At 54.4% G+C, this 25,357-nt stretch carries 21 protein-coding genes; 14 read left to right on the top strand and 7 right to left on the bottom strand.

Annotation, left to right across the window (positions count from 1 at the left end):
* The first annotated feature begins 79 nt into the window (after window positions 1–79).
* Together ACLJRU_RS07430 and ACLJRU_RS07425 are read left to right on the top strand one after the other, a co-directional pair.
* Window positions 80–1,987 carry an ABC transporter ATP-binding protein gene (locus tag ACLJRU_RS07430; protein WP_023235333.1) on the top strand — a complete coding sequence of 636 codons (1,908 nt, stop codon included), beginning with the start codon at window positions 80–82 and terminating at the stop codon, window positions 1,985–1,987.
* 162 nt (window positions 1,988–2,149) lie between these two features.
* On the top strand, window positions 2,150–2,371 hold the full coding sequence (locus tag ACLJRU_RS07425; RefSeq protein WP_001054025.1) for a LysR family transcriptional regulator: 222 nt from the start codon (window positions 2,150–2,152) through the stop codon (window positions 2,369–2,371).
* Window position 2,372: 1 nt separating this feature from the next.
* On the opposite strand, the gene ACLJRU_RS07420 is transcribed toward ACLJRU_RS07425, so the two are convergent.
* Window positions 2,373–2,684 (bottom strand): monooxygenase, encoded by a 312-nt coding sequence (locus tag ACLJRU_RS07420; protein ID WP_000047689.1) that lies wholly within the window; start codon window positions 2,682–2,684, stop codon window positions 2,373–2,375.
* A gap of 196 nt (window positions 2,685–2,880) precedes the next feature.
* Here ACLJRU_RS07420 and ACLJRU_RS07415 point away from each other — a divergent pair, with 196 nt between their 5' ends.
* Genes ACLJRU_RS07415 through ACLJRU_RS07405 form a run of 3 tightly spaced genes read left to right on the top strand, consistent with a single transcriptional unit; the run spans window position 2,881 to window position 5,084 of the window.
* Window positions 2,881–3,948, top strand: coding sequence for a hydrolase (locus tag ACLJRU_RS07415; protein ID WP_001214115.1), 1,068 nt, complete (start codon window positions 2,881–2,883; stop codon window positions 3,946–3,948).
* Window positions 3,945–4,163, top strand: a complete 219-nt coding sequence (locus ACLJRU_RS07410) for a YheU family protein (protein ID WP_000586568.1) — start codon at window positions 3,945–3,947, stop codon at window positions 4,161–4,163. The genes ACLJRU_RS07415 and ACLJRU_RS07410 overlap by 4 nt, the downstream gene beginning before the upstream one ends.
* Before the next feature lie 51 nt (window positions 4,164–4,214).
* Window positions 4,215–5,084, top strand: a complete 870-nt coding sequence (locus ACLJRU_RS07405; protein ID WP_001274690.1) for a phosphoribulokinase — start codon at window positions 4,215–4,217, stop codon at window positions 5,082–5,084.
* A gap of 95 nt (window positions 5,085–5,179) precedes the next feature.
* Here ACLJRU_RS07405 and ACLJRU_RS07400 read toward each other — a convergent pair whose 3' ends face one another.
* Window positions 5,180–5,584 carry an OsmC family protein gene (locus ACLJRU_RS07400; RefSeq protein ID WP_001148919.1) on the bottom strand — a complete coding sequence of 135 codons (405 nt, stop codon included), beginning with the start codon at window positions 5,582–5,584 and terminating at the stop codon, window positions 5,180–5,182.
* Between the two features lie 307 nt (window positions 5,585–5,891).
* On the opposite strand from ACLJRU_RS07400, the gene crp reads away from it, so the two are divergent.
* Together crp and ACLJRU_RS07390 are read left to right on the top strand one after the other, a co-directional pair.
* A complete protein-coding gene (gene crp, locus ACLJRU_RS07395; protein ID WP_000242758.1) occupies window positions 5,892–6,524 on the top strand; it encodes a cAMP-activated global transcriptional regulator CRP in 633 nt (210 codons plus the stop codon).
* A 48-nt stretch (window positions 6,525–6,572) separates the two neighbouring features.
* Window positions 6,573–8,660, top strand: coding sequence for a YccS/YhfK family putative transporter (locus tag ACLJRU_RS07390; protein ID WP_023235334.1), 2,088 nt, complete (start codon window positions 6,573–6,575; stop codon window positions 8,658–8,660).
* Between the two features lie 42 nt (window positions 8,661–8,702).
* Here the strand turns inward: ACLJRU_RS07390 and ACLJRU_RS07385 are convergent, their stop codons facing one another.
* The 5 genes from ACLJRU_RS07385 to ppiA all read right to left on the bottom strand — a co-directional run bounded on the left by ACLJRU_RS07385 (window position 8,703) and on the right by ppiA (window position 12,041).
* Window positions 8,703–9,920: an aspartate aminotransferase family protein gene (locus ACLJRU_RS07385; RefSeq protein WP_001541009.1), complete on the bottom strand. Its 1,218-nt coding sequence runs from the start codon at window positions 9,918–9,920 to the stop codon at window positions 8,703–8,705.
* Between the two features lie 85 nt (window positions 9,921–10,005).
* On the bottom strand, window positions 10,006–10,569 hold the full coding sequence (gene pabA / locus ACLJRU_RS07380) for an aminodeoxychorismate synthase component 2 (protein ID WP_001541010.1): 564 nt from the start codon (window positions 10,567–10,569) through the stop codon (window positions 10,006–10,008).
* Window positions 10,570–10,600: 31 nt separating this feature from the next.
* Window positions 10,601–11,203: a putative adenosine monophosphate-protein transferase Fic gene (locus ACLJRU_RS07375; protein WP_001280676.1), complete on the bottom strand. Its 603-nt coding sequence runs from the start codon at window positions 11,201–11,203 to the stop codon at window positions 10,601–10,603.
* Window positions 11,193–11,360 carry a YhfG family protein gene (locus ACLJRU_RS07370; protein ID WP_001620545.1) on the bottom strand — a complete coding sequence of 56 codons (168 nt, stop codon included), beginning with the start codon at window positions 11,358–11,360 and terminating at the stop codon, window positions 11,193–11,195. The genes ACLJRU_RS07375 and ACLJRU_RS07370 overlap by 11 nt, the downstream gene beginning before the upstream one ends.
* Window positions 11,361–11,468: 108 nt before the next feature.
* Complete coding sequence (gene ppiA, locus ACLJRU_RS07365; RefSeq protein ID WP_000920482.1) at window positions 11,469–12,041, bottom strand: peptidylprolyl isomerase A; 573 nt, start codon at window positions 12,039–12,041, stop codon at window positions 11,469–11,471.
* Window positions 12,042–12,317: 276 nt separating this feature from the next.
* Between ppiA and tsgA the strand changes: the two genes are divergently transcribed.
* The 7 genes from tsgA to ACLJRU_RS07330 all read left to right on the top strand — a co-directional run bounded on the left by tsgA (window position 12,318) and on the right by ACLJRU_RS07330 (window position 25,334).
* Window positions 12,318–13,499, top strand: a complete 1,182-nt coding sequence (tsgA, locus tag ACLJRU_RS07360) for an MFS transporter TsgA (RefSeq protein ID WP_038394048.1) — start codon at window positions 12,318–12,320, stop codon at window positions 13,497–13,499.
* A 261-nt stretch (window positions 13,500–13,760) separates the two neighbouring features.
* Window positions 13,761–16,304 (top strand): NADPH-nitrite reductase large subunit, encoded by a 2,544-nt coding sequence (nirB, locus tag ACLJRU_RS07355; protein ID WP_000049249.1) that lies wholly within the window; start codon window positions 13,761–13,763, stop codon window positions 16,302–16,304.
* The gene (gene nirD, locus ACLJRU_RS07350) at window positions 16,301–16,627 is read left to right on the top strand and encodes a nitrite reductase small subunit NirD (protein WP_000084814.1); all 327 of its coding nucleotides are present in this window, start codon (window positions 16,301–16,303) and stop codon (window positions 16,625–16,627) included. The genes nirB and nirD overlap by 4 nt, the downstream gene beginning before the upstream one ends.
* A 183-nt stretch (window positions 16,628–16,810) precedes the next feature.
* The gene (gene nirC / locus ACLJRU_RS07345) at window positions 16,811–17,620 is read left to right on the top strand and encodes a nitrite transporter NirC (protein WP_000493576.1); all 810 of its coding nucleotides are present in this window, start codon (window positions 16,811–16,813) and stop codon (window positions 17,618–17,620) included.
* An 11-nt stretch (window positions 17,621–17,631) separates the two neighbouring features.
* Window positions 17,632–19,005 carry a siroheme synthase CysG gene (cysG, locus tag ACLJRU_RS07340; protein ID WP_000349897.1) on the top strand — a complete coding sequence of 458 codons (1,374 nt, stop codon included), beginning with the start codon at window positions 17,632–17,634 and terminating at the stop codon, window positions 19,003–19,005.
* A 329-nt stretch (window positions 19,006–19,334) separates the two neighbouring features.
* Window positions 19,335–24,971 (top strand): autotransporter adhesin BigA, encoded by a 5,637-nt coding sequence (gene bigA, locus ACLJRU_RS07335; RefSeq protein WP_374194426.1) that lies wholly within the window; start codon window positions 19,335–19,337, stop codon window positions 24,969–24,971.
* A 192-nt stretch (window positions 24,972–25,163) separates the two neighbouring features.
* Window positions 25,164–25,334 (top strand): YhfL family protein, encoded by a 171-nt coding sequence (locus ACLJRU_RS07330; protein WP_000472323.1) that lies wholly within the window; start codon window positions 25,164–25,166, stop codon window positions 25,332–25,334.
* The last annotated feature ends 23 nt before the right edge of the window (window positions 25,335–25,357 follow it).

Below are 25,357 nucleotides of genomic sequence, written 5' to 3'. Positions count from 1 at the left end.
TGCGCTCCAGCGCGGCGGTACGCCCGAATATTACATTATCATAATGATAAATTAACATAGTCTGAACATACGGCGCCTTATGATTGTTTTCTCCTCGTTACAAATTCGTCGCGGCGTGCGCGTCCTACTGGACAATGCCTCGGCTACCATTAATCCAGGCCAGAAAGTCGGCCTGGTGGGTAAAAACGGCTGCGGTAAATCTACCCTGCTGGCATTGCTAAAAAATGAAATCAGCGCCGATGCCGGGAGTTTTACCCTGCCCGGAACCTGGCAATTAGCGTGGGTGAATCAGGAAACACCTGCGTTGCCTCAGCCAGCGATTGAGTATGTCATTGACGGCGACCGTGAATACCGGCATCTGGAGGCGCAGCTTAACGACGCCAACGAACGTAACGACGGGCATGCTATCGCCTCCATACATGGCAAGCTGGACGCCATCGACGCATGGACCGTTCGCTCGCGCGCCGCCAGCCTGCTACACGGTCTCGGCTTCTCTAACGATCAGCTGGAACATCCGGTCAGCGACTTTTCCGGCGGCTGGCGGATGCGCCTTAACCTGGCCCAGGCGCTGATTTGCCGTTCCGATTTACTGCTGCTCGACGAACCGACCAACCACCTCGATCTGGATGCCGTTATCTGGCTGGAAAAATGGCTGAAGAGCTATCCGGGCACCCTGATTTTGATCTCCCACGATCGCGATTTTCTTGACCCGATAGTGGATAAAATTATCCATATCGAACAGCAGACTCTGTTCGAGTACACCGGCAACTACAGCGCGTTTGAAGTTCAGCGCGCCACGCGCCTGGCGCAGCAGCAGGCGATGTATGAGAGTCAGCAGGAGCGTGTGGCGCATCTGCAAAGCTACATCGACCGTTTCCGCGCTAAAGCGACCAAGGCCAAGCAGGCGCAAAGCCGTATCAAGATGCTGGAGCGTATGGAGCTGATTGCGCCGGCTCATGTCGACAACCCGTTCCATTTCAGCTTCCGCGCGCCGGAAAGCCTGCCGAACCCGCTGCTGAAGATGGAAAAAGTCAGCGCAGGTTATGGCGATCGCATCATTCTGGAATCCATCAAGCTGAACCTGGTGCCCGGCTCGCGTATCGGCCTGCTGGGCCGCAACGGCGCGGGGAAATCGACGCTGATCAAGCTGCTGGCGGGCGAACTGGAACCGTTGCACGGTGAAATCGGCCTCGCCAAAGGCATTAAGCTCGGCTACTTCGCCCAGCACCAACTGGAGTTCCTGCGCGCCGATGAATCCCCGTTGCAGCATATGGCGCGTCTGGCGCCGCAGGAACTGGAGCAGAAGCTGCGCGACTATCTCGGCGGCTTCGGTTTCCAGGGCGACAAAGTAACGGAAGAGACGCAACGTTTCTCCGGCGGCGAGAAAGCGCGCCTGGTACTGGCGCTGATCGTCTGGCAGCGTCCAAATCTGCTGCTGCTCGATGAACCGACCAACCACCTGGATCTCGACATGCGCCAGGCGCTCACCGAAGCGCTGATTGATTTTGAAGGCGCATTGGTCGTCGTGTCGCACGACCGCCACCTGATTCGCTCCACCACTGACGACCTCTATCTGGTTCACGACAAAAAGGTCGAACCGTTCGACGGCGACCTGGAAGATTATCAGCAGTGGCTGAGCGACGTGCAGAAGCAGGAAAACCAAGCCGACGACGCGCCGAAGGAAAACAACGCCAACAGCGCCCAGTCACGCAAAGATCAGAAGCGTCGCGAAGCCGAGCTACGCACTCTAACGCAGCCGCTGCGTAAAGAGATTACCCGTCTGGAAAAAGAGATGGAAAAGCTCAACGCCCAGTTAGCGCAGGCGGAAGAGAAGCTCGGCGACAGCAGCCTGTATGACCCCAGCCGTAAAGCGGAGATGACCGAGTGTCTGCAACTGCATGCCAGCGCCAAATCCGGGCTGGAAGCGTGTGAAATGGCATGGCTTGAGGCGCAGGAGCAGCTTGAGCAGATGATGCAGAACGACTAAGAGCCTATCCCATTAGGCTATTTTATTCGCCATTTTAGGGCCGGGCAGTGCTCGAAATCCTCACGTACTATGTGTACGCTCCGGTTTCTGCGCGCTGTCCGGCCCCAAACTGGCTTCAACACTTACGCCTACTGGGATAGGCTCTAACGCACGGGGCGGACGATGAACCTGTCAATTACCGATGACATTACCTTCCGCAAGCTCACCATCTTCATGATGTTTGTGGAGAAGGGTAACATCGCCCGCACTGCCGAGGCGCTGCACACGCTGGAAGAGAACGTTCGTGGTCCGCTGTTCGTCCATAAAGGCCTCTTCGGTACTCGTCCCGGTATAAAGATTACCGTTGCGGTCGGCAGCACCGGAACAGAAGGCTGCGTTATGTGATTTAGCGGCAAAGGTTGCCGTGATTTATTTTCGTCAGCGCGTCGTTCACGCCAAATAATTTAAACGTCACCTCATCAACGCCAAGATTTTTCAGACGCGCAGTGTGTTTTTTAATATAAGCCTGCGCCGTTTCTTCGGATTCAAACAAGTAAATGCCGCCAGCTTGCTGGTTTTTCTCGCTTTCTGTCCAGATTTTCCAGATGAAGCCCGGCTCCTCATTGATAGACTCCGCCAGCCCGACCAGTTGCTGAGTCATCTCCTCGCCAAAAGGGCCGCTAAAGTTAAAATGGATCTGTAAAAGTGTCTTCGACATGCCTTCTCCTTGAGTCACATAACTATCGTGTTGCCACACTACCACGATTAATTCGGCTGATGCAGAGGTTCACGCGATTTCTGTGGGGTATTGCGCGCGCCTTGCATACCGCCCCTCTGGTGAAATGAGGCGCAATTTTATTTCGCCAGACGACCAATTGAACGTAAAATCACATATTGACTAATCTGTGAACCTTATGCGCGGTATAGTATTGTTTCCAATTATCAATTGTTCTGGTGCTATGGTTGAGATCACGTCCACAGAAATGACCCCGCCTGTCAATGACTCGCATGAATTTATTCCCATGCGTGGCATTCGTAATCGCCATTTACAAACTATGCTGCCGCGCTTAATCCGCCGCAAAGTGAAGTTCAACGCCCACTGGCAGCGGCTGGAGCTACCGGACGGCGATTTTGTCGATCTGGCATGGAGCGAAGAACCGCAACAGGCAAAGCATAAACCGCGGCTGGTGGTCTTTCACGGTCTGGAAGGCAGCCTGAACAGCCCTTATGCCCACGGGCTGATTGAGGCGGCGCAAAAGCGCGGCTGGCTGGGCGTGGTGATGCACTTTCGCGGCTGTAGCGGCGAACCCAACCGTCTGAATCGTATTTACCACTCCGGTGAAACGGAGGACGGAGCCTGGTTTTTACGCTGGCTACAGCGGGAGTTCGGCGCCGTTCCGACAGCCGCCGTGGGCTATTCGCTCGGCGGTAATATGCTGGCGTGCCTGCTGGCGAAAGAAGGCCGCGATATTCCCATCGAGGCGGCGGTGATTGTTTCTGCGCCCTTTGTTCTCGAAGCCTGTAGCTACCACATGGACAAAGGGTTTTCCCGCGTCTATCAGCGTTATTTGCTTAATCTGTTAAAAGCGAATGCGTCACGCAAGCTGGCGGCGTACCCCGGGTCGCTGCCGGTGAATCTGGCGCAACTGAAATCAATGCGCCGAATTCGTGAGTTTGACGACCTGATCACCGCGAAAATTCACGGCTTTGCCGACGCCATCGACTACTATCGTCAGTGTAGCGCCATGCCGTTGCTTAACCAGATTGCTAAACCGACGCTGATTATTCACGCTAAAGACGATCCGTTTATGGATCATCATGTGATCCCTAAAGCGGAAGATCTGCCCCCGCAGGTGGAGTATCAGCTGACTGAGCATGGCGGACACGTAGGATTTATCGGCGGTACGCCGCTGCGCCCTGAAATGTGGCTGGAACGCCGAATTCCTGACTGGCTGACAACGTACCTTGAGGCGTCATCATGATCATTCCCTGGCAGGGGCTCGCCCCCGACACGCTGGACAACCTGATCGAAAGCTTTGTGTTGCGCGAAGGCACCGATTATGGTGAACATGAACGTTCGCTTGAACAAAAAGTCGCTGACGTAAAACGCCAACTGCAATCCGGCGAGGCCGTGCTGGTATGGTCTGAATTACATGAAACGGTCAATATTATGCCGAAAAAGCAGTTTCGCGAATAAAACGCCTTTGCCGACAATACATTATTACTAAAGCTCAATCATGGAGTTGCCATGTCAGCCAAACATCCGGTGATAGCAGTAACAGGGTCAAGCGGCGCGGGGACCACCACCACCAGCCTCGCGTTTCGTAAAATTTTCGCGCAGTTAAATCTGCACGCCGCCGAGGTGGAAGGCGACAGTTTTCATCGTTACACCCGCCCGGAAATGGACATGGCGATCCGCAAAGCGCGTGACGCCGGGCGGCATATCAGCTATTTCGGGCCTGAAGCCAATGACTTCAGCCTACTGGAACATACCTTTATTGAGTACGGGCAGACGGGTAAAGGCCAGTCGCGTAAATATCTGCATACCTATGATGAAGCCGTACCGTGGAATCAGGTTCCCGGCACGTTTACCCCCTGGCAGCCGCTTCCCGAACCGACCGATGTGCTGTTTTATGAAGGACTGCACGGCGGCGTCGTCACCCCGCAACATGATGTCGCGCGTCATGTTGATCTGTTGGTTGGCGTGGTGCCTATCGTCAACCTCGAGTGGATTCAGAAACTGATTCGCGACACCAGCGAACGCGGGCACTCCCGTGAAGCGGTGATGGATTCCGTGGTGCGTTCCATGGACGACTACATCAATTACATTACGCCGCAGTTCTCGCGTACCCATATTAACTTCCAGCGCGTGCCGACCGTCGACACGTCCAATCCGTTCGCCGCAAAGGGTATTCCCTCGCTGGATGAGAGTTTTGTGGTGATCCATTTCCGCAACCTGGAAGGGATCGATTTTCCCTGGCTCCTGGCGATGCTCCAGGGCTCGTTCATTTCTCACATTAATACATTAGTGGTGCCGGGCGGCAAAATGGGGCTGGCGATGGAGCTCATTATGTTGCCGCTGGTGCAGCGATTAATGGAAGGCAAAAAAATCGAATAACCGCGGTGAAATGCCCGATGGCGCTACGCTTATCGGGCCTACGAGATAAAAACGGGTAGGCCGGATAAAGCCACGCCGCCATCCGGCATCACGTGTTACGCCGCAATCACTTCATACGAATGGGTAATATTGACCGCTTTTTCTAGCATTAGCGCCACCGAGCAATATTTTTCCGCGGAGAGATCGACAGCGCGCGCGACGGCAGCCTCTTTCAGATCGCTGCCGGTAACGATAAAATGCAGATTAATGTGCGTAAACAGGCGCGGCGCGTCTTCCCGGCGCTCGGATGTCAGCTTCACTTCGCAGTTGGTGACATTCTGACGGCCCTTTTGCAGGATTGATACCACATCAATAGCGCTACATCCGCCAGCCGCCATTAATACCATCTCCATCGGACTCGGCGCTTTGTCACCGGAGTTGCCATCCATTAAAATCTGGTGGCCGGAGGAGGACTCTCCGAGGAACGTGAGTCCTTCAACCCACTTTACACGCGCTTGCATATTTCGTAACTCCAATGTTTCAATTTTCCTGAAAGATTACGCGCATACAACAAAACTCGCAATGGAAGGCGACCTGGGTCATGCTGAAGCGAGACACCAGGAGACACACGGCGAAAGCTATGCTAAAACAGACAAGATGCTACAGTAATACATTGACGTACTGCATGTATGCAGAGGACATCACATTACAGGCTACAATCTATTTTCGTAGCCCCCTTCCCAGGTAGCGGGAAGTATATTTTTGCAACCCCAGAGACAGTGCCGTTTTCTGGCTCTGGAGACAGCTTATAACAGAGGATAACCGCGCATGGTGCTTGGCAAACCGCAAACAGACCCGACTCTTGAATGGTTCTTGTCTCATTGCCACATTCATAAGTACCCGTCAAAGAGCACGCTGATTCACCAGGGTGAAAAAGCAGAAACGCTGTACTACATCGTTAAAGGCTCCGTGGCAGTGCTGATCAAAGATGAAGAAGGGAAAGAAATGATCCTTTCTTATCTGAATCAAGGTGATTTTATTGGTGAACTGGGCCTGTTTGAAGAAGGCCAGGAACGCAGCGCCTGGGTACGTGCGAAAACCGCATGTGAGGTCGCTGAAATTTCCTACAAAAAATTTCGCCAATTAATCCAGGTCAACCCGGATATTCTGATGCGCCTCTCTTCCCAGATGGCTCGTCGCTTACAAGTCACCTCTGAAAAAGTAGGTAACCTCGCCTTCCTTGACGTCACCGGGCGTATCGCTCAGACGCTGCTGAATCTGGCGAAACAGCCCGATGCCATGACGCACCCGGATGGGATGCAGATCAAAATCACCCGTCAGGAAATCGGCCAGATCGTCGGCTGCTCCCGCGAAACCGTTGGTCGTATTTTGAAAATGCTGGAAGATCAAAACCTGATCTCCGCGCATGGCAAGACCATCGTCGTCTACGGCACCCGTTAATCCCGTCAGAATGGCGCGTTTTATCATGCGCCATTTTTGTTTGCATCGATGTGGCGAAGACTGATTTATCACCCAGAGATTAATTACGCACTACGGCAAACGCTGGTGCTGTGCCTGCCTGTGGCTGTTGGTTTATTGATAGGCCAGCTACACCTGGGCTTGCTTTTCTCTCTCGTTCCCGCCTGCTGCAACATTGCAGGTCTGGATACCCCGCACAAACGCTTTTTTAAACGCCTGATCATCGGCGCATCGCTGTTCGCCGGATGCAGTCTGGTAACGCAACTTCTGCTGGCGGAATCCATCCCCCTGCCGTTGATCCTGACCGGGCTGACGCTGGTGCTTGGCGTGACGGCGGAAATTAGCCCGCTTCACGCGCGGCTACTGCCAGCGTCGCTGATTGCCGCCATCTTTACCCTGAGCCTTGCGGGATACATGCCCGTCTGGGAGCCGCTGCTCATTTATGCGCTGGGCACGCTATGGTACGGCGTGTTTAACTGGTTTTGGTTCTGGCTATGGCGCGAACAGCCGCTGCGCGAGTCATTGAGTTTGTTATACCGCGAACTGGCCGATTATTGTGAAGCGAAATACAGCCTGCTCACCCAACATATCGATCCGGAAAAAGCGCTGCCTCCCCTGCTGATACGCCAGCAAAAAGCGGTCGATCTCATTACCCAGTGTTACCAACAGATGCATATGCTTTCGGCGCACAACAATAATGATTACAAGCGTCTACTACGGGCTTTTCAGGAAGCGATGGATTTGCAGGAGCACATCTCCGTCAGCTTGCATCAGCCGGAAGAGGTACAGAAACTGGTAGAACGCAGCCATGCGGAAGAGGTGATTCGCTGGAATGCGCAAACGGTCGCCGCCCGTCTGCGCGTGCTGGCGGATGACATTCTTTATCATCGTCTGCCGACGCGCTTCTCCATGGAAAAACAGATTGGCGCTCTGGAGAAGATCGCCAATCAGCATCCTGAAAATCCGGTAGGCCAGTTCTGCTATTGGCACTTCAGTCGAATCGCCCGTGTGCTGCGTACTCAGCGGCCGCTGTACGCCCGCGACCTGATGGCCGATAAACAGCGTCGTCTGCCGCTACTTCCGGCGCTGAAAAATTATATGTCTCTAAAATCGCCGGTGCTACGCAACGCCGGACGCATCAGCGTGATGATGAGCATCGCCAGTCTGATGGGCAGCGCGTTGCACCTGCCTAAACCGTACTGGATCCTCATGACGGTGCTGTTTGTCACCCAAAACGGCTATGGCGCGACGCGCGTACGTATTCTGCACCGTTCGGTCGGAACGCTGGTCGGCCTGGTGATTGCCGGCGTCACGCTGCACTTACATATTCCCGAAAGCATTACGCTGGCGGTCATGCTGGTACTAACGCTGGCAAGTTATCTGATTATTCGTAAAAACTACGGCTGGGCGACGGTCGGCTTTACGGTGACGGCGGTATACACCATCCAGTTACTGACGTTAAACGGAGAACAGTTTATTGTGCCGAGGCTGATCGATACGCTGATTGGCTGTTTAATTGCCTTTGGCGGCATGGTCTGGCTGTGGCCGCAATGGCAAAGCGGGCTATTACGTAAAAACGCCCATGATGCGCTGGAAGCCGATCAAGAAGCTATCCGACTGATCCTCAGTAACGATCCGCAGGCCACCCCGCTCGCTTATCAAAGAATGCGGGTCAACCAGGCGCATAACACGTTATTCAACTCGTTAAATCAGGCAATGCAGGAACCCGGATTCAATACCCACTATCTGTCGGATATGAAACTGTGGGTCACGCACAGCCAGTTTATTGTCGAGCATATCAACGCTATGACGACGCTGGCGCGGGAACACACCATGCTGACGCCTGATCTGGCGCAGCGCTATCTGGAATCTTGCGAGATTGCAATTCAGCGCTGCCAGCAGCGCCTGGAGTACGACAGGCCAGGCGGCTCCGGCGATGTCAATATTCTGGAGTCGCCGGACATGCCGTCACATGGCTTATTGAGCACTCTGGAACAACATTTACAGCGCATCATTGGCCATCTGAACACCATGCACACCATTTCGTCGATGGCCTGGCGTCAGCGTCCGCATCACGGTATCTGGCTGAGTAAGCGGCTACGGGATACAAAAGGTTAAGACCGACTGCCGGATGCGCTACGCTTATCCGGCAATCCGCCATCAGGCCACCACCTTCCCTACCGCCTGCGCAAAGCGCTGCATTCCTTCATGGATATCCGCCTCTTCCACCACCAGCGACGGGGCAAAACGCATCACGTCGGCTCCGGCATTGAGCACCATCACGCCAGCCTCCGCGCCTGCGTACAGAAAATCACGCGCCCGACCTTTGTACTTCGGTTTCAGTTCCGCGCCAATCAGCAGCCCCATGCCGCGAATATCGCTGAAAATGTCAAATTGCTCGTCAATCGCCTGCAAATGTTGCACAAACTGTTGCCGCTTAGTGTGAATGCCTTGTAGTACCTCTGGCGTATTAATAATATCGAATGCCGCGCCAGCCACCGCACAGGCCAGCGGATTGCCGCCATAGGTTGAACCATGCGAACCTACATGGAAGGCCGAGGCTATTTCCTGCGTGGTCAGCATGGCGCTCACCGGAAAACCGCCGCCTAACGCTTTGGCGCTGGTGAGGATATCCGGCGTGACGCCGTAGTGCATATAGGCAAACAGGTCTCCGGTGCGCCCCATCCCACACTGCACTTCATCAAACACCAGCAACGCCTGATGCTCGTCACACAGGTCGCGTAACCCTTTGAGGAATTCCGGTGTAGCCGCCTGCACGCCGCCTTCACCCTGAATCGGCTCGACCACCACCGCGCAGGTGTGGTCATCCATTACCGCTTTCACCGCATGAAGATCGTTGAAGAGAACGTGAATAATATCGGCGGGTTTCGGCCCAAAGCCGTCGGAATATTTCGGCTGCCCGCCTACAGAGACGGTAAACAAGGAACGGCCATGAAAAGCGTTATGGAAGGCAATGATTTTCGTTTTGAACGGGCTATGGCGCACGCAGGCATAATGACGCGCCAGTTTAAAAGCGGTTTCGTTCGCTTCGGTGCCGGAATTCATAAACAGCACGCGCTCGGCAAACGTGGCGTCGATCAGTTTACGTCCCAGACGCAACGCTGGTTCATTGGTAAAAACGTTACTGGTATGCCACAAGGTTTCCCCCTGGGATTTCAGCGCCTCGACCAGCGCCGGATGGCAATGGCCCAGCGCAGTCACTGCAATCCCGCCGGCGAAATCAATATACTCTTTGCCCTGCTGATCCCATACTCGGCTGCCTTTACCTTTGACCGGAATAAAGTCCGCCGGTGCATAAACAGGCAGAATCACCTCATCAAAAGTTGCGCGCGTAATAGCCGTTTGTTCAGTTGCCATATCATTACCACCCGGTTAAGTAGAAATGCCAGTGAAATTATAATCACAAAATATGAATAAAAAATCACTCAATAGCAACCACAAATCAACGCCGGAGGAAATTTTTCAGCAGAGCGTGTCCTTGTTCGCTGAGAATACTTTCCGGGTGGAACTGCACGCCTTCCAGATCCCACTCGCGGTGGCGAATGCCCATAATCTCCTGCGTTTCGCTCCAGGCGGTGATCTCAAAACACTCAGGCAACGTGGCAGGGTCGACAATCAGCGAGTGGTAACGTGTCACGGTTAACGGGCTGGGCAATCCCCGAAACACGCCCTGTCCATTATGCGTAATAGGTGACGTTTTACCGTGCATCACTTTCGCTGCCCGCACTACCGACGCACCAAAGGCCTGCGCCATCGCCTGATGACCCAGGCAAACGCCCAGCATCGGAATACGTCCGGCATAATGGCGGATGACCGCCAGTGAAATGCCAGCGTCATTCGGCGTACAGGGGCCAGGAGAGATAACGATTTTTTGCGGGTTCAAAGCGTCAATGTGCGCCAGCGTTAGCGCATCATTGCGCCGGACCTGCACTTCCGCGCCCAGTTCACAAAAATACTGGTAGAAGTTCCAGGTAAAGGAATCATAGTTATCGATAAGCAGGATCATGGCGGCTCCGGGTGAGTAGAACCGCACTATTTTACTCAGTTTCGCGAGCTTCGCTTATCGCTTTCTGAAAAATCGCCCGCAAAGCGGAGAGATCGCCCATCGCGCCGCTCTGGTTCGCCTGCTTCCATGTTTCAACCGCAATACCTTGCCAACTCAGCGCGTAGCCTGCATGTAGCGCCAGTTGTTCAAAGAAGATGCGCTGCGCCAGCCCGCTCCCCAAACGAAACGGATGAAGCACATTAATTTCACAGTAGTAATGCGCCAGCCGCTCGACAAACTTCTCGTGCGCCAGACCAACCAGGTAGCCCTCTTCTTCCAGATCCTGCATCAGAGCGTTGCCCTCTTTTTCGATATAGGCAAAGTGGCAAAAACGGGTATCGCCCTGGTAAATATCGACCTCCCGCAGTTGCCCTGCCCAGTCGAAAATATCCTGATAGAGCTGGCGATGAATCGCGCACAGATGAGGCAAGCCGCGTACCAGCGGCCCCAGTTCAATCGTAGCGGCGCGGAGCGCGGTCATTTCGTATGCCGCTTGCGCCAGTCGCTGGGCCTGATGAATCCCAAGCCGATTACGCATCACATTCAGCCCCGGATAGAGGTACGGATCGCGTCCTTCGCCAAATTTATCGCTCATAGTGCCTCCGAAGCTCGTCAAGACGTGCCAGCGCTTCATCGGCGGTCAGGGTTACTAAGGGGATCTCAATACCTTCGAGACGGCAGCTTTGCTGGAAGTTAACGTTGCGCCGCTGTTCCCAAAAGCGTGACTTTTGTTTATCGGTAAGTTTCTTCACCGGGCCTCCCTGAATATGTCTGTGCTTGACCACAAGTATAAGCAGCAATTTCAGGTTACGCTGAGACAGGGAGAAAACGCGGGCGGCTCGCACCCGCGCAGGCATGTTTTATGGCAGGACTTTCGCGGAAAGGATAACGACTGGTTTTGTCGGCACATTCTGATAAGGTCCGACATCGTGCGTCGGTACCTGTGAGATTTTATCGGCGACATCCATACCTTTTACCACTTTACCAAATACCGCATAGCCAAAGTCGCGCTGGCCGTGGTCGAGAAAAGCGTTATCCGCGACGTTAATAAAGAACTGGCTGGTGGCGCTGTCTTTATCTGCGGTGCGCGCCATCGCGATCGTGCCGCGAGTATTACGCAGACCGTTGTCGGCTTCATTCTTAATCGGCGGATTCGGTTTCTTCTGCTGCATCTGCTCGTTAAAACCACCACCCTGAATCATAAAGCCAGGAATAACGCGGTGAAACGTAGTGTTGTTATAGAAACCACTGTTGACGTAATCGACAAAGTTTTTCACAGAAACCGGCGCTTTCTGGCTGTTCAGCTCCAGCTCAATATTCCCGGCGGAGGTGGTTAACAGCACATGAGGATCACCTTTTGCTGCCAACGCTACGGGAGAAAGAGCAGAAAGAGCGAAAACAGCTGCGACAGCCGCCAGAGTCGATTTGAGCATGAGATTTCCTTAAAGAGAGCAGAAATAAAGCAAGTGGAATGATTCTAAAGAGCCTTCCTGGGCCAGGCCAGCCCTTTACCTAATTTTACGTACATGAAACAAATGTAACGTTACGACGCAACGCCTTGTCCTTGCAATATGATGTGACAAACATCACATTAAAAAATGTAATGAACATTACTATCACTAATAATTATTTAAATACATCACAAAAACGCCTAAAATCTGCCCGCTTAACGCGCCCTCCACGCGCTTCACTTCTCTTCAAGGCCAGACATGACTAACAGCAACCGCATCAAGCTCACATGGATCAGCTTTCTTTCCTACGCCCTGACCGGGGCGCTGGTGATTGTCACCGGGATGGTGATGGGAAATATCGCAGACTATTTTCATCTGCCCGTTTCCAGCATGAGTAACACCTTTACTTTTCTGAACGCCGGGATTTTGATCTCGATCTTCCTCAATGCGTGGCTGATGGAAATCATCCCGCTGAAAACACAGCTACGCTTTGGTTTTATCCTGATGGTGCTGGCGGTGGCCGGGCTGATGTTCGGCCATAGCCTGGCGTTGTTCTCAGCGGCGATGTTTGTGCTGGGGCTGGTCAGCGGGCTCACCATGTCGATTGGCACCTTCCTGATTACGCAACTGTATGAAGGGCGTCAGCGCGGTTCCCGACTGCTGTTTACCGACTCCTTCTTCAGCATGGCGGGGATGATTTTTCCTATGGTCGCCGCCTTCCTGCTGGCGCGTAGTATTGAGTGGTACTGGGTCTACGCCTGCATCGGCCTGGTCTACCTGGCGATTTTCATCCTGACCTTCGGCTGTGAATTTCCGGCGCTGGGTAAACATGCGCAGCACTCTCAGGCACCTGTCGTCAAAGAAAAATGGGGCATTGGCGTACTGTTTCTCGCCGTCGCCGCGCTGTGCTATATCCTCGGTCAATTGGGCTTTATCTCCTGGGTGCCGGAATACGCCAAAGGCCTCGGCATGAGCCTGAATGACGCCGGGGCGCTGGTGAGTGATTTCTGGATGTCCTATATGTTTGGCATGTGGGCGTTCAGCTTTATCCTGCGCTTTTTCGATCTGCAACGCATTCTGACCGTACTGGCGGGTATGGCGGCGGTACTGATGTATTTGTTTATTACCGGCACGCAGGCGCATATGCCGTGGTTTATTCTGACGCTGGGCTTCTTCTCCAGCGCCATTTATACCTCCATCATTACGCTGGGATCGCAGCAAACGAAAGTGGCCTCGCCTAAGCTGGTTAACTTTATTCTGACCTGCGGCACTATCGGAACGATGCTGACCTTCGTCGTCACCGGCCCGATTGTGGCGCACAGCGGCCCACAGGCGGCGTTACTCACCGCGAATGGTCTGTATGCGGTGGTCTTTGTGATGTGCTTTGCGCTCGGTTTTGTATCCCGTCATCGTCAGCATAGCGCGCCGGCTACGCATTGATAATCCTTGCCGGATGGCGACGTCGCCCTCCGGCACTCTATCCCCCTCCTGACGGGGTAGGCCTGTTGGCCTAAAAATCCCTCATTTTGTATGTTATTTGTACAAACCTGAAAAGCCTGACAATTCCGCCACTTATAAAAATCCTGACAAATCAGCCATATACCCATTAAGAGGTATATAAAGGTGAATTTGATTTACATCAATAAGCGGGGTTGCTGAATCGTTAAGGTAGGCGGTAATAGAAAAGAAATCGAGGCAAAAATGAGCAAAGTCAGACTCGCTATTATCGGTAATGGTATGGTCGGCCACCGCTTTATTGAGGATCTCCTTGATAAATCCGACGCTAGCCTGTTCGACATTACCGTGTTCTGTGAAGAACCCCGTAAAGCCTATGACCGTGTCCACCTGTCATCCTACTTCTCTCACCATACCGCGGAAGAGCTCTCTCTGGTGCGTGAAGGATTTTACGAGAAGCACGGCGTAAAGGTACTGGTTGGCGAACGCGCAATTACCATTAACCGTCAGGAGAAAGTGATTCACTCCAGCGCGGGTCGTACCGTTTATTATGACAAGCTGATCATGGCGACCGGTTCCTATCCGTGGATCCCGCCGATTAAAGGCTCCGAAACCCAGGATTGCTTCGTTTACCGTACCATTGAAGACCTCAACGCTATCGAAGCCTGCGCCCGTCGCAGCAAGCGCGGGGCGGTGGTCGGCGGCGGTCTGCTGGGGCTGGAAGCCGCTGGCGCGCTGAAAAACCTCGGCGTGGAAACGCACGTCATTGAATTTGCGCCAATGCTGATGGCAGAACAGCTCGATCAGATGGGCGGCGAGCAGCTACGTCGCAAGATCGAAAGCATGGGCGTGCGTGTACACACCAGTAAAAACACGCAAGAGATTGTTCAGCAGGGTAACGAAGCGCGTAAGACTATGCGTTTTGCCGATGGCAGCGAGCTGGAAGTCGATTTTATCGTCTTCTCTACCGGTATTCGCCCCCGCGACAAGCTGGCTACCCAGTGCGGTCTGGCCGTCGCGCAGCGCGGCGGGATCGTGATTAACGACACCTGCCAGACGTCTGACCCAGATATCTACGCTATCGGCGAGTGCGCCAGTTGGAACAACCGCGTTTACGGTCTGGTCGCACCAGGCTATAAAATGGCCCAGGTCGCCGTTGACCATATCCTCGGCAGTGAAAACGCCTTTGAAGGGGCGGATCTCAGCGCCAAGCTGAAGCTGCTGGGCGTGGACGTCGGCGGCATCGGCGACGCGCATGGCCGCACGCCGGGCGCGCGTAGTTACGTTTACCTCGATGAAAGCAAAGAAGTCTACAAACGTCTAATTGTCAGCGAAGATAACAAAACGCTGCTCGGCGCAGTACTGGTCGGCGACACCAGCGATTACGGCAATTTGCTGCAACTGGTACTGAACGCCATCGAACTGCCGGAAAACCCGGATTCGCTGATCCTGCCGTCGCACGCGGGCAGTGGTAAACCCGCTATCGGCGTGGATAAACTGCCGGACAGCGCGCAGATCTGCTCCTGCTTCGATGTGACTAAAGGCGATCTGATCGCCGCTATCAATAAAGGCTGCCATACCGTGGCGGCGCTGAAAGCGGAAACCAAAGCCGGAACCGGCTGCGGCGGCTGCATCCCGCTGGTGACGCAGGTACTGAACGCCGAACTGGCGAAACAGGGTATTGAAGTCAACAACAACCTGTGCGAGCACTTTGCTTATTCTCGTCAGGAACTGTTCCACTTAATCCGCGTGGAAGGTATCAAAACCTTTGAAGAACTGCTGGCGAAACACGGTAAAGGCTACGGCTGCGAAGTGTGTAAGCCGACCGTCGGTTCGCTGCTGGCGTCGTGCTGGAACGAATACATCCTCAAACCGCAGCACACGCCGCTACAGGATACTAACGATAACTTCCTGGCGAATATCCAGAAAGACGGCACCTACTCGGTGATCCCGCGCTCGGCGGGCGGTGAAATCACCCCGGAAGGCCTGGTGGCCGTGGGGCGTATCGCCCGCGAGTTTAACCTCTATACCAAAATTACCGGTTCTCAGCGTATCGGTCTGTTTGGCGCGCAAAAAGACGATCTGCCGGAAATCTGGCGTCAGTTGATTGAAGCCGGTTTCGAAACCGGTCACGCGTACGCCAAAGCGCTGCGGATGGCGAAAACCTGCGTCGGCAGCACCTGGTGCCGCTACGGCGTGGGCGACAGCGTCGGTTTCGGCGTGGAGCTGGAAAACCGCTACAAAGGCATTCGTACCCCGCACAAAATGAAATTCGGCGTCTCCGGCTGTACCCGTGAATGTGCGGAAGCGCAGGGCAAAGATGTGGGTATCATCGCCACGGAGAAAGGCTGGAACCTGTACGTCTGCGGTAACGGCGGGATGAAACCGCGTCATGCGGATCTGCTGGCAGCCGATCTCGATCGCGACACGCTGATCAAGTACCTCGACCGCTTTATGATGTTCTACATCCGTACTGCCGACAAACTGACCCGTACCGCGCCGTGGCTGGATAATCTGGAAGGCGGCATCGAGTACCTGAAATCGGTCATCATCGACGATAAGCTGGGCCTGAACGAACATCTGGAAGAAGAGATGGCGCGCCTGCGCGCAGCGGTGGTCTGCGAGTGGACAGAAACCGTTAACACCCCATCCGCACAGGTTCGCTTTAAGCACTTTATCAACAGCGACAAACGCGACCCGAACGTCCAGGTTGTGCCTGAACGTGAACAGCATCGTCCGGCCACGCCGTATGAACGTATCCCGGTCACTCTGGTGGAGGAAAACGCATGAGTCAGTGGCAAAACATCTGCAAAATTGATGACATCCTGCCGGGAACCGGCGTCTGCGCGCTGTCAGGCGGCGAGCAGGTGGCAATTTTCCGTCCTTACCATAGCGATCAGGTGTTTGCGATCAGCAACATCGACCCGTTCTTTGAGGCCAGCGTGCTGTCTCGTGGACTGATTGCGGAACACCAGGGCGAACTGTGGGTCGCCAGCCCGTTGAAAAAGCAGCGCTTCCGCCTGAGCGATGGTTTATGCATGGAAGATGAGCAGTTTTCTGTGAAACATTACGACGCGCGGGTAAAAGACGGCGTGGTGCAGCTGCGCGGTTAATTATTTTTGGGAGGCGCAACGCCTCCCCTTTTTTGACGTACTTGTAGGTCTTTTATTGGTAGGCCTGATAAGCGTAGCGCCATCAGACAATTGCAAAAGCACATTGCCGGATGGCGGCATAAATGCCTTATCCGGCCTACGGTTACGATTTCTTTTTATTTTTTGTACTTCAAGGATAATCAAATGTTTACAGACACTATCAATAAGTGTGCGGCTAACGCTGCGCGCATCGCACGCCTGTCGGCGAATAATCCGCTCGGCTTCTGGGTCAGTTCGGCAATGGCCGGGGCTTATGTCGGTCTCGGCATCATTCTTATTTTCACCCTCGGCAATCTGCTCGACCCGTCCGTACGTCCTCTGGTGATGGGAGCCACCTTCGGTATCGCCTTAACGCTGGTCATCATCGCCGGTTCCGAACTGTTTACCGGCCACACCATGTTCCTGACGCTGGGCGTCAAAGCAGGCACTATCAGCCACGGTCAAATGTGGGCTATCCTGCCGCAAACCTGGCTCGGCAACCTGGTCGGTTCCGTGTTTGTCGCCCTGCTTTACAGCTGGGGCGGCGGCAGTTTGTTGCCGGTCGATACCAGCATCGTTCACTCAGTCGCGCTGGCGAAAACCACCGCGCCCGCCACGGTACTGTTCTTCAAAGGCGCGCTGTGTAACTGGCTGGTTTGTCTGGCAATCTGGATGGCAATCCGCACCGAAGGCACGGCAAAATTTCTTGCTATCTGGTGGTGTCTGCTGGCGTTTATCGCTTCCGGCTACGAGCACTCCGTCGCGAATATGACGCTGTTCGCCCTCTCCTGGTTTGGTCATCACAGCGACGCCTATACCCTGTCCGGAATCGGACACAACCTGTTATGGGTCACTCTGGGTAATACTTTGTCCGGCGTCGTGTTCATGGGATTGGGTTATTGGTATGCTACGCCGAAATCGGAGCGTCCTGTTCCGCAAAAAACCAACCAAATTAAGGTTACAGCCAACCATTAAGGGGTAATGTCGTGGACCATTTGCCTATATTTTGTCAATTACGCGACCGCGACTGTCTGATCGTCGGCGGTGGCGATGTCGCAGAACGCAAAGCACGGTTACTGCTGGAAGCAGGCGCACGTTTAACGGTCAATGCGCTAACCTTTATTCCACAGTTCACCGTATGGGCAAATGAAGGCATGTTGACTCTGGTTGAGGGTCCGTTCGACGAAACGCTTCTCGACTCGTGTTGGCTGGCGATCGCGGCCACCGACGACGATACCGTCAACCAGCGTGTCAGCGACGCGGCGGAGTCACGCCGTATCTTCTGCAACGTGGTGGATGCGCCGAAAGCCGCCAGCTTTATCATGCCCTCCATTATTGACCGCTCGCCGCTGATGGTCGCCGTCTCCTCGGGCGGCACCTCCCCGGTGCTGGCGCGTCTGCTGCGCGAGAAACTGGAATCGCTGCTGCCGCAGCATCTGGGGCAGGTCGCGCGCTATGCCGGACAACTCCGCGCCCGAGTGAAAAAGCAGTTTGCCACGATGGGCGAGCGTCGTCGCTTCTGGGAAAAATTTTTCGTCAATGACCGGCTGGCGCAGTCGCTGGCGAATGCCGATGAGAAAGCGGTTAACGCGACAACCGAACGCCTGTTTAGCGAACCGCTGGATCACCGTGGCGAAGTCGTGCTGGTCGGCGCCGGGCCGGGCGATGCCGGACTGCTGACGCTGAAAGGGTTACAACAAATCCAACAGGCGGATATCGTGGTTTACGATCGCCTCGTCTCCGACGACATTATGAACCTGGTACGCCGCGATGCCGATCGGGTCTTTGTGGGAAAACGCGCGGGTTACCACTGCGTCCCACAGGAGGAAATCAACCAGATCCTGCTGCGTGAAGCGCAAAAAGGTAAACGCGTGGTACGCCTGAAAGGCGGCGATCCCTTTATCTTTGGTCGCGGCGGCGAAGAGCTGGAAACGCTGTGTCATGCCGGTATTCCTTTCTCGGTAGTGCCGGGGATTACCGCGGCTTCCGGCTGCTCCGCCTACTCCGGTATTCCGCTAACCCATCGCGATTACGCCCAGAGCGTACGTCTGGTCACCGGTCACCTGAAAACCGGCGGCGAGCTGGACTGGGAAAACCTGGCGGCAGAAAAACAGACGCTGGTGTTCTACATGGGGCTGAATCAGGCAGCGACTATCCAGGAAAAACTGATCGCATTCGGTATGCAGGCCGATATGCCGGTTGCGCTGGTAGAAAACGGTACCTCTGTGAAGCAACGCGTCGTCCACGGTGTGCTGACGCAGCTTGGTGAATTAGCGCAACAGGTTGAAAGCCCGGCGCTGATTATCGTTGGCCGGGTCGTTGGCTTACGCGATAAATTAAATTGGTTCTCTAATTATTAATTAAAATAAAGCCCTGAATAACAGGGCTTTATTTTACAACTACTCGTAATCTCAAATTATTTTTACTTAAAAGTGAATTAAGAAATCAACTTTAAATACACCAGAAAAATTTAAATAGTAATAATTCTGCCTAAAAACCCTTTTATTCGTCAAATTCACCTCTTATTAATTCATACAATAAATAACACCGTTAAGCACTCAATTTGACCTGACCTGGTTATCGGGTGATAAAATAAACACTAAAGCATAATTTTTCTTCTGGCCATTTCATCATTGCCTGTATCGCTCTCTGCATATGTTTATGCACGCAAGGAAAATATTAATTAAGGATGAACCCTATGCAAAAGAAAAAACTTATTTCTATCGCTATCGCTTTAACGCTACAAAGTTATTACATTCCGGCCATCGCCGCAGAAAATAACGATGATGAAAAAGAATGTCCCAGTAATATCTCCTCCCTGCCTAAAGAAAAACGCGCAAAACTCTCACCGACCTGCCTTGCTACACCTGAAAATGATAATCACTGGGGCTGGGTTGCTGGCGGCGTTGCTGCACTGGTCGCAGGTGTGGCTATTGGCGTTGAAAATAACGGTGGCGGAGATTCTAATCATTCTTATACCCCCCCTACGCCCGATAATGGCGGCGACGTTACCCCGCCTGACGATGGCGGCAACGTCACCCCGCCTGACGATGGCGGCGATGATGATGTGACCCCACCCGACGATAGCGGCGATGACGATGTAACCCCGCCCGACGATAGCGGCGATGACGATGTAACCCCGCCCGACGATAGCGGCGATGACGATGTGACCCCGCCCGACGATAGCGGCGATGACGACGACACGCCCCCAGATGACTCTGTTACTACCTTCAGCAACGGCGTCACCATCGATAAAGGCAAAGACACCCTGGCCTTCGATAGCTTCAAACTGGATAGCGGCAGCGTTCTCGAAGGTGCCGTGTGGAATTATTCAGAACCGGACAACCAGTGGCAGCTCACCACCGCAGACGGTAAAACGCTGAACGTCACCGGCTGGGACGTGACCGACGCCAATGCCGCCGTGATTGAAGGCACCCAGGAAAACGGTCTCTACTGGAAGTACGACAGCCGTGGCTATCTGATTATTGCCGACGATAAAACCACCGTTATCAGTGGCAATGACCAGGCGCATAATTCCGATCGCGGCATGGATATCAGCGGCCAGGATCGCACCGGCGTGATTATTTCCGGCGATCGAACCGTCAACACGCTCACCGGGGACTCCAGTGTGACCGACGGCGCCACCGGCATGGTTATCTCCGGTGACGGCACCACCAACACCATTTCGGGCCACTCCACGGTGGACAACGCCACCGGCGCGCTGATTTCCGGCAACGGCACCACCACTAATTTCGCCGGTGACATTGCCGTGAGCGGCGGCGGCACCGCCATCATCATCGACGGCGACAACGCCACGATTAAGAATACCGGTACCTCTAACATCAGCGGCGCAGGCTCCACCGGCACCGTCATTGACGGCAATAACGCCCGCGTCAACAATGACGGTGATATGACCATCACCGACGGCGGCACCGGCGGCCACATTACCGGCGACAACGTGGTTATCGATAACGCCGGGAGCACTACCGTCAGCGGCGCAGACGCCACGGCGCTGTATATCGAAGGCGACAACGCGCTCGTTATCAACGAAGGTAATCAGACTATCTCCGGCGGCGCCGTCGGTACGCGCATTGACGGCGACGACGCCCATACCACCAATACCGGTGATATCGCGGTGGATGGCGCGGGCTCTGCCGCCGTGATTATCAACGGCGACAACGGCAGCCTGACCCAGGCGGGCGATCTGCTGGTCACCGACGGCGCGATGGGCATCATCACCTACGGCACCGGAAATGAAGCAAAAAATACCGGCAACGCCACCGTGCGTGATGCGGACTCGGTGGGTTTTGTGGTTGCAGGCGAAAAAAACACCTTCAAAAACAAAGGGGATATTGACGTCAGCCTTAACGGCACCGGCGCGCTGGTGAGCGGCGATATGTCGCAGGTTACGCTGGATGGCGATATTAACGTTGTCTCAGTCCAGGACAGCGAAGGCGTGTTTAGCTCAGCGACAGGGGTGAGCGTGAGCGGCGACAGCAACGCCGTTGATATCACCGGCAACGTAAATATCAGCGCCGACTACGGGCAGGATGATCTGGCTGCCGGGGCTCCCCCGTTAACCGGCGTTGTCGTCGGCGGTAACGGCAATACCGTTACCCTTAATGGCGCGCTGAATATTGATGACAACGATCTGTCCGCCACCGGCGGACAATACCTGGACGTTGTTGGCCTGAGCGTAACAGGTGATGATAACGACGTTGAGATTGACGGCGGTATTAATATCACCCACAGCGAGGATCCACTTGATGGAACCTCTGCAGACATTACCGGCATCAGCGTCAGCGGTAACAGTACCGTTACGCTAAACGGTCATTCTACCATTGATACCAACACGGTAGTGGGAGGTCACGTTGTACTGGCGCGGGTCAACAACGGCGGCTCCCTGATTCTGGATGATGACTCGGTTGTTGACGTTAATGTCAGTTATATACCCACAGGCTATTACACCTACAACGCGTTGCTGATGGCTGATGGCGAAGGCACATCAATTGAAAATAAAGGCGATATTACAAGCCATGGCGTGTATTCCGTCATTCGCGCAGATAACGGCTCGGAAGTCAGCAACAGCGGAGATATTCTGGTCTACGCGACCAGTAGCAACAGTAGTGAGGATCGTGCAGCCATCACAAGGGCTAGTGGCGAGGGATCGGCTGTTCATAACAAAGCCGGCGGCGATATCACCCTCATTTCTGATCAGACGCCGCAGGGCAGTGGCGGTATTGAAGTATACCCATTGAAATGGTACACCCACACCTTTTACGCCATGATGGCTTCGGATTATGGCGATGTCGTTAACGATGAGGGCGCCACGATCCATTTGCAGGGGGCAGGTGTATATGGCGTTACCGCCAGCCGAGGTAAAGCACTAAACGAAGGCAATATCTATCTGGATGGCCTTGTCCCGACGCTGGACGATGAAAATAACATCACCAGCACCAGCTACTGGCAGCCATCATCGCTCTATCTCACCAGCTCAGGAATGGTGGCGGGTTCCACCGATGCCGATGGCGACGCCACCGCCATCAACACCGGCAACATTACCGTCAACAACGCCGGGTTCGGCATGATGGCGCTTAATGGCGGCACCGCCATTAACCAGGGCGTGATCACCCTGACCGCCGATGACGGCGTGACCGGTCAGGCAGACGAGCTGGTCGGGATGGCGGCGCTCAACGGCGGCGTCGTCATCAACGACACCAGCGGCGTGATTAACATCGACTCCGATTACGGCCAGGCGTTTCTGAGCGACAGTTCCAGCTACATCATCAATAACGGCTCTATCAACCTTAACGGCAGCCCGATGGATGATACTGATTCACACATGGGCGGCACGCCAACGGACAAAATCTGGATTCAGTCTCTGCCCGGCAGCGGCGACAGCGACACCAGGACCTCCGACACAGGTTTCTTCACCGCCGGTACGCTGGCCAACTACGGTACTGAAACCCTGAACGGCGATGTGGACGTTAACGGGGGCTGGCTGTACAACGAAGCGGGCGCCTCGCTCACCGTCAACGGCACCGTGACGATTAACGGCGGGGCTAACGCGCTGGCTAACTACGGGACGCTGGACGCGGACGCTATTTCCACCTGGCACAGCCTCTTTAATGAAGCGGACGGCAGCATCACCACCGATCTGTTAACCCTTAATGGCGACGTCACTTTTTACAATAACGGCGATTTCACCGGCTCCATAGCGGGCACCAGCTACCAGCAGGAAATCGTCAATACTGGCGATATGACGGTGGCGGAAGATGGCAAATCGCTGGTCAGCGGCAGCTTCTATTTCTATAACGAAGAGGACGCAACGCTTACCAACAGCGGCAGCGCGGTGGAAGGCGGCGAGAACACCATCATCAATCTGACGCGCGCCAACGATTCGCTGACCCAGGTGAACAGCGGCACCATCACCGCCACTAACGGTTACAGCGCCATCACCACGGTCAACGGCAGCAATGACCCCAAATGGATCTGGAACACCGCAACCGGCGTGATTAACGGTATTAACCCGGATGCGCCGCTAATCAATTTGGGCCGCGGCTATAACTTCGGCAACCAGGGCACTATCAACGTGCAGGGCGATAACGCCGTGGCGATTAGCGGCGGCACCAGCAGTTATGTCATTAACCTGGTCAATAGCGGCACCATCAACGTCGGTACCGAGCAGGGCAAGGAGGACGGCACCAACGGCACCGGGCTTATCGGCATCAAAGGCAACGGTAATGCCACCACCATAAATAACACCGCAGACGGCGTGATTAACGTTTACGCGGATGACTCGTATGCGTTTGGCGGCACGACCAAAGCCATCATCAACAACGGCGAAATCAACCTGCTGTGCGACAGCGGCTGCGACATCTACGCGCCGGGTACTACGGGTACGCAGAACGACCATAACGGGACAGCGGACATCGCTATTCCGGATGCGACTACCGCCCCGACCGAGGGCAGCATCCCGACGCCGCCAGAGGATCCCAACGCGCCACAGCAGCTCTCCAACTATATTGTTGGCACCAACGCCGACGGTAGTTCCGGTACGCTGAAAGCCAATAACCTGGTGATTGGCGACAACGTGAAGGTGGATACCGGCTTTACCAGCGGTACGGCGGATACCACCGTGGTGGTGGATAACGCCTTCACCGGCAGCAATATCCAGGGCGCGGACAACATCACTTCCACCAGCGTGGTGTGGAACGCCCAGGGTAGCCAGGATGCCGACGGCAACGTTGACGTCACCATGACCAAAAACGCCTATGCCGATGTGGCGACCGACAGCTCGGTAAGCGACGTGGCGCAGGCGCTGGACGCCGGTTACACCAACAACGAGCTGTACACCAGCCTTAATGTGGGGACTACCGCCGAGCTGAACAGCGCACTCAAGCAGGTGAACGGTGCTCAAGCCACCACGGTATTCCGTGAAGCGCGTGTACTCAGCAACCGCTTTACCATGCTGGCCGACGCCGCGCCGCAAATTAAAGATGGTCTGGCGTTCAACGTGGTGGCGAAAGGCGACCCACGTGCGGAGCTGGGCAACGACACCCAGTACGACATGCTGGCATTACGCCAGACGTTGGATCTCACCGCCAGCCAGAATCTGACGCTGGAGTACGGTATTGCGCGTCTGGATGGCGACGGTTCGAAAACTGCGGGCGATAACGGCCTGACAGGCGGCTACAGCCAGTTCTTTGGCCTGAAGCACAGCATGGCGTTTGATGAAGGTCTGGCGTGGAACAACAGCCTACGCTATGACGTGCATAACCTCGACAGCAGCCGTTCTGTTGCCTATGGCGATGTCAACAAAATTGCCGATTCCGACATGCGTCAGCAGTACCTTGAGTTTCGCAGTGAAGGGGCGAAAACTTTCACCATGATGGGCAATGCGCTGAAAGTCACGCCGTATGCCGGGGTGAAATTCCGTCACACCATGGAAGATGGCTACAAAGAGCGCAGCGCCGGAGATTTTAACCTGTCGATGAACTCTGGCAACGAAACGGCGGTAGACTCTATTGTCGGCCTGAAGCTGGATTACGCCGGGAAAGACGGCTGGAGCGCCACCGCTACCCTGGAAGGTGGCCCGAACCTGAGCTACAGCAAGAGCCAGCGTACAGCGTCATTACAGGGTGCGGCGGGTCAATCGTTCGGCGTGGATGACGGTCAAAAAGGCGGCGGCGTTAATGGTCTGGCAACCATCGGCGTGAAATACAGCAGCAATGATACCGCGCTACATCTGGATGCCTACCAGTGGAAGGAAGACGGTATCAGCGATAAAGGCTTTATGCTTAACGTTAAGAAAACATTTCGTTAAATAAACGACATTATATAACACTAATACAGGCCGCTTATTATTAAGCGGCCTTTTTAAATCATATCCCCTGGTAAAGATAAAGTCCTTATTTGGACTACCTGGATGATTCATTAATTGCTATCGTACTATACGCTAAATAGATCTTATATTTATTCCACCAGTAGTGCTCGTTTTATCAACAAGGATTTTGAAATGTTTAAATTTGTAAAAATTGCCGTTGTGGCAGGGGTTCTGGCGACGCTCACTGCTTGTACTGGTCATATCGAAAACAAAAAAAATAACTGCAGCTACGATTATTTGCTGCACCCTGCAATTTCTATTTCTAAAATTATTGGCGGTTGCGGCCCGGCTGCCGATCAATAATAGAAACGACTGCGCAGATACAA

This window comes from Salmonella sp. SAL00653, from assembly GCF_046552515.1.
Classification (GTDB): Bacteria; Pseudomonadota; Gammaproteobacteria; order Enterobacterales; family Enterobacteriaceae; genus Salmonella; species Salmonella enterica.
The sequence above is the reverse complement of the archived record's forward strand: the minus strand, read 5'-3'. Positions and strand labels throughout refer to the sequence as shown.

Bases quoted from the DNA above. Each gene is read 5' to 3' on its own strand.
- ACLJRU_RS07430 (WP_023235333.1), top strand. From the start codon at position 80: ATGATTGTTTTCTCCTCGTTACAAATTCGTCGCGGCGTGCGCGTCCTA.
- ACLJRU_RS07425 (WP_001054025.1), top strand. From the start codon at position 2,150: ATGAACCTGTCAATTACCGATGACATTACCTTCCGCAAGCTCACCATC.
- ACLJRU_RS07420 (WP_000047689.1), bottom strand. From the start codon at position 2,684: ATGTCGAAGACACTTTTACAGATCCATTTTAACTTTAGCGGCCCTTTT.
- ACLJRU_RS07415 (WP_001214115.1), top strand. From the start codon at position 2,881: ATGCGCGGTATAGTATTGTTTCCAATTATCAATTGTTCTGGTGCTATG.
- ACLJRU_RS07410 (WP_000586568.1), top strand. From the start codon at position 3,945: ATGATCATTCCCTGGCAGGGGCTCGCCCCCGACACGCTGGACAACCTG.
- ACLJRU_RS07405 (WP_001274690.1), top strand. From the start codon at position 4,215: ATGTCAGCCAAACATCCGGTGATAGCAGTAACAGGGTCAAGCGGCGCG.
- ACLJRU_RS07400 (WP_001148919.1), bottom strand. From the start codon at position 5,584: ATGCAAGCGCGTGTAAAGTGGGTTGAAGGACTCACGTTCCTCGGAGAG.
- crp (WP_000242758.1), top strand. From the start codon at position 5,892: ATGGTGCTTGGCAAACCGCAAACAGACCCGACTCTTGAATGGTTCTTG.
- ACLJRU_RS07390 (WP_023235334.1), top strand. From the start codon at position 6,573: ATGTGGCGAAGACTGATTTATCACCCAGAGATTAATTACGCACTACGG.
- ACLJRU_RS07385 (WP_001541009.1), bottom strand. From the start codon at position 9,920: ATGGCAACTGAACAAACGGCTATTACGCGCGCAACTTTTGATGAGGTG.
- pabA (WP_001541010.1), bottom strand. From the start codon at position 10,569: ATGATCCTGCTTATCGATAACTATGATTCCTTTACCTGGAACTTCTAC.
- ACLJRU_RS07375 (WP_001280676.1), bottom strand. From the start codon at position 11,203: ATGAGCGATAAATTTGGCGAAGGACGCGATCCGTACCTCTATCCGGGG.
- ppiA (WP_000920482.1), bottom strand. From the start codon at position 12,041: ATGCTCAAATCGACTCTGGCGGCTGTCGCAGCTGTTTTCGCTCTTTCT.
- tsgA (WP_038394048.1), top strand. From the start codon at position 12,318: ATGACTAACAGCAACCGCATCAAGCTCACATGGATCAGCTTTCTTTCC.
- nirB (WP_000049249.1), top strand. From the start codon at position 13,761: ATGAGCAAAGTCAGACTCGCTATTATCGGTAATGGTATGGTCGGCCAC.
- nirD (WP_000084814.1), top strand. From the start codon at position 16,301: ATGAGTCAGTGGCAAAACATCTGCAAAATTGATGACATCCTGCCGGGA.
- nirC (WP_000493576.1), top strand. From the start codon at position 16,811: ATGTTTACAGACACTATCAATAAGTGTGCGGCTAACGCTGCGCGCATC.
- bigA (WP_374194426.1), top strand. From the start codon at position 19,335: ATGAACCCTATGCAAAAGAAAAAACTTATTTCTATCGCTATCGCTTTA.
- ACLJRU_RS07330 (WP_000472323.1), top strand. From the start codon at position 25,164: ATGTTTAAATTTGTAAAAATTGCCGTTGTGGCAGGGGTTCTGGCGACG.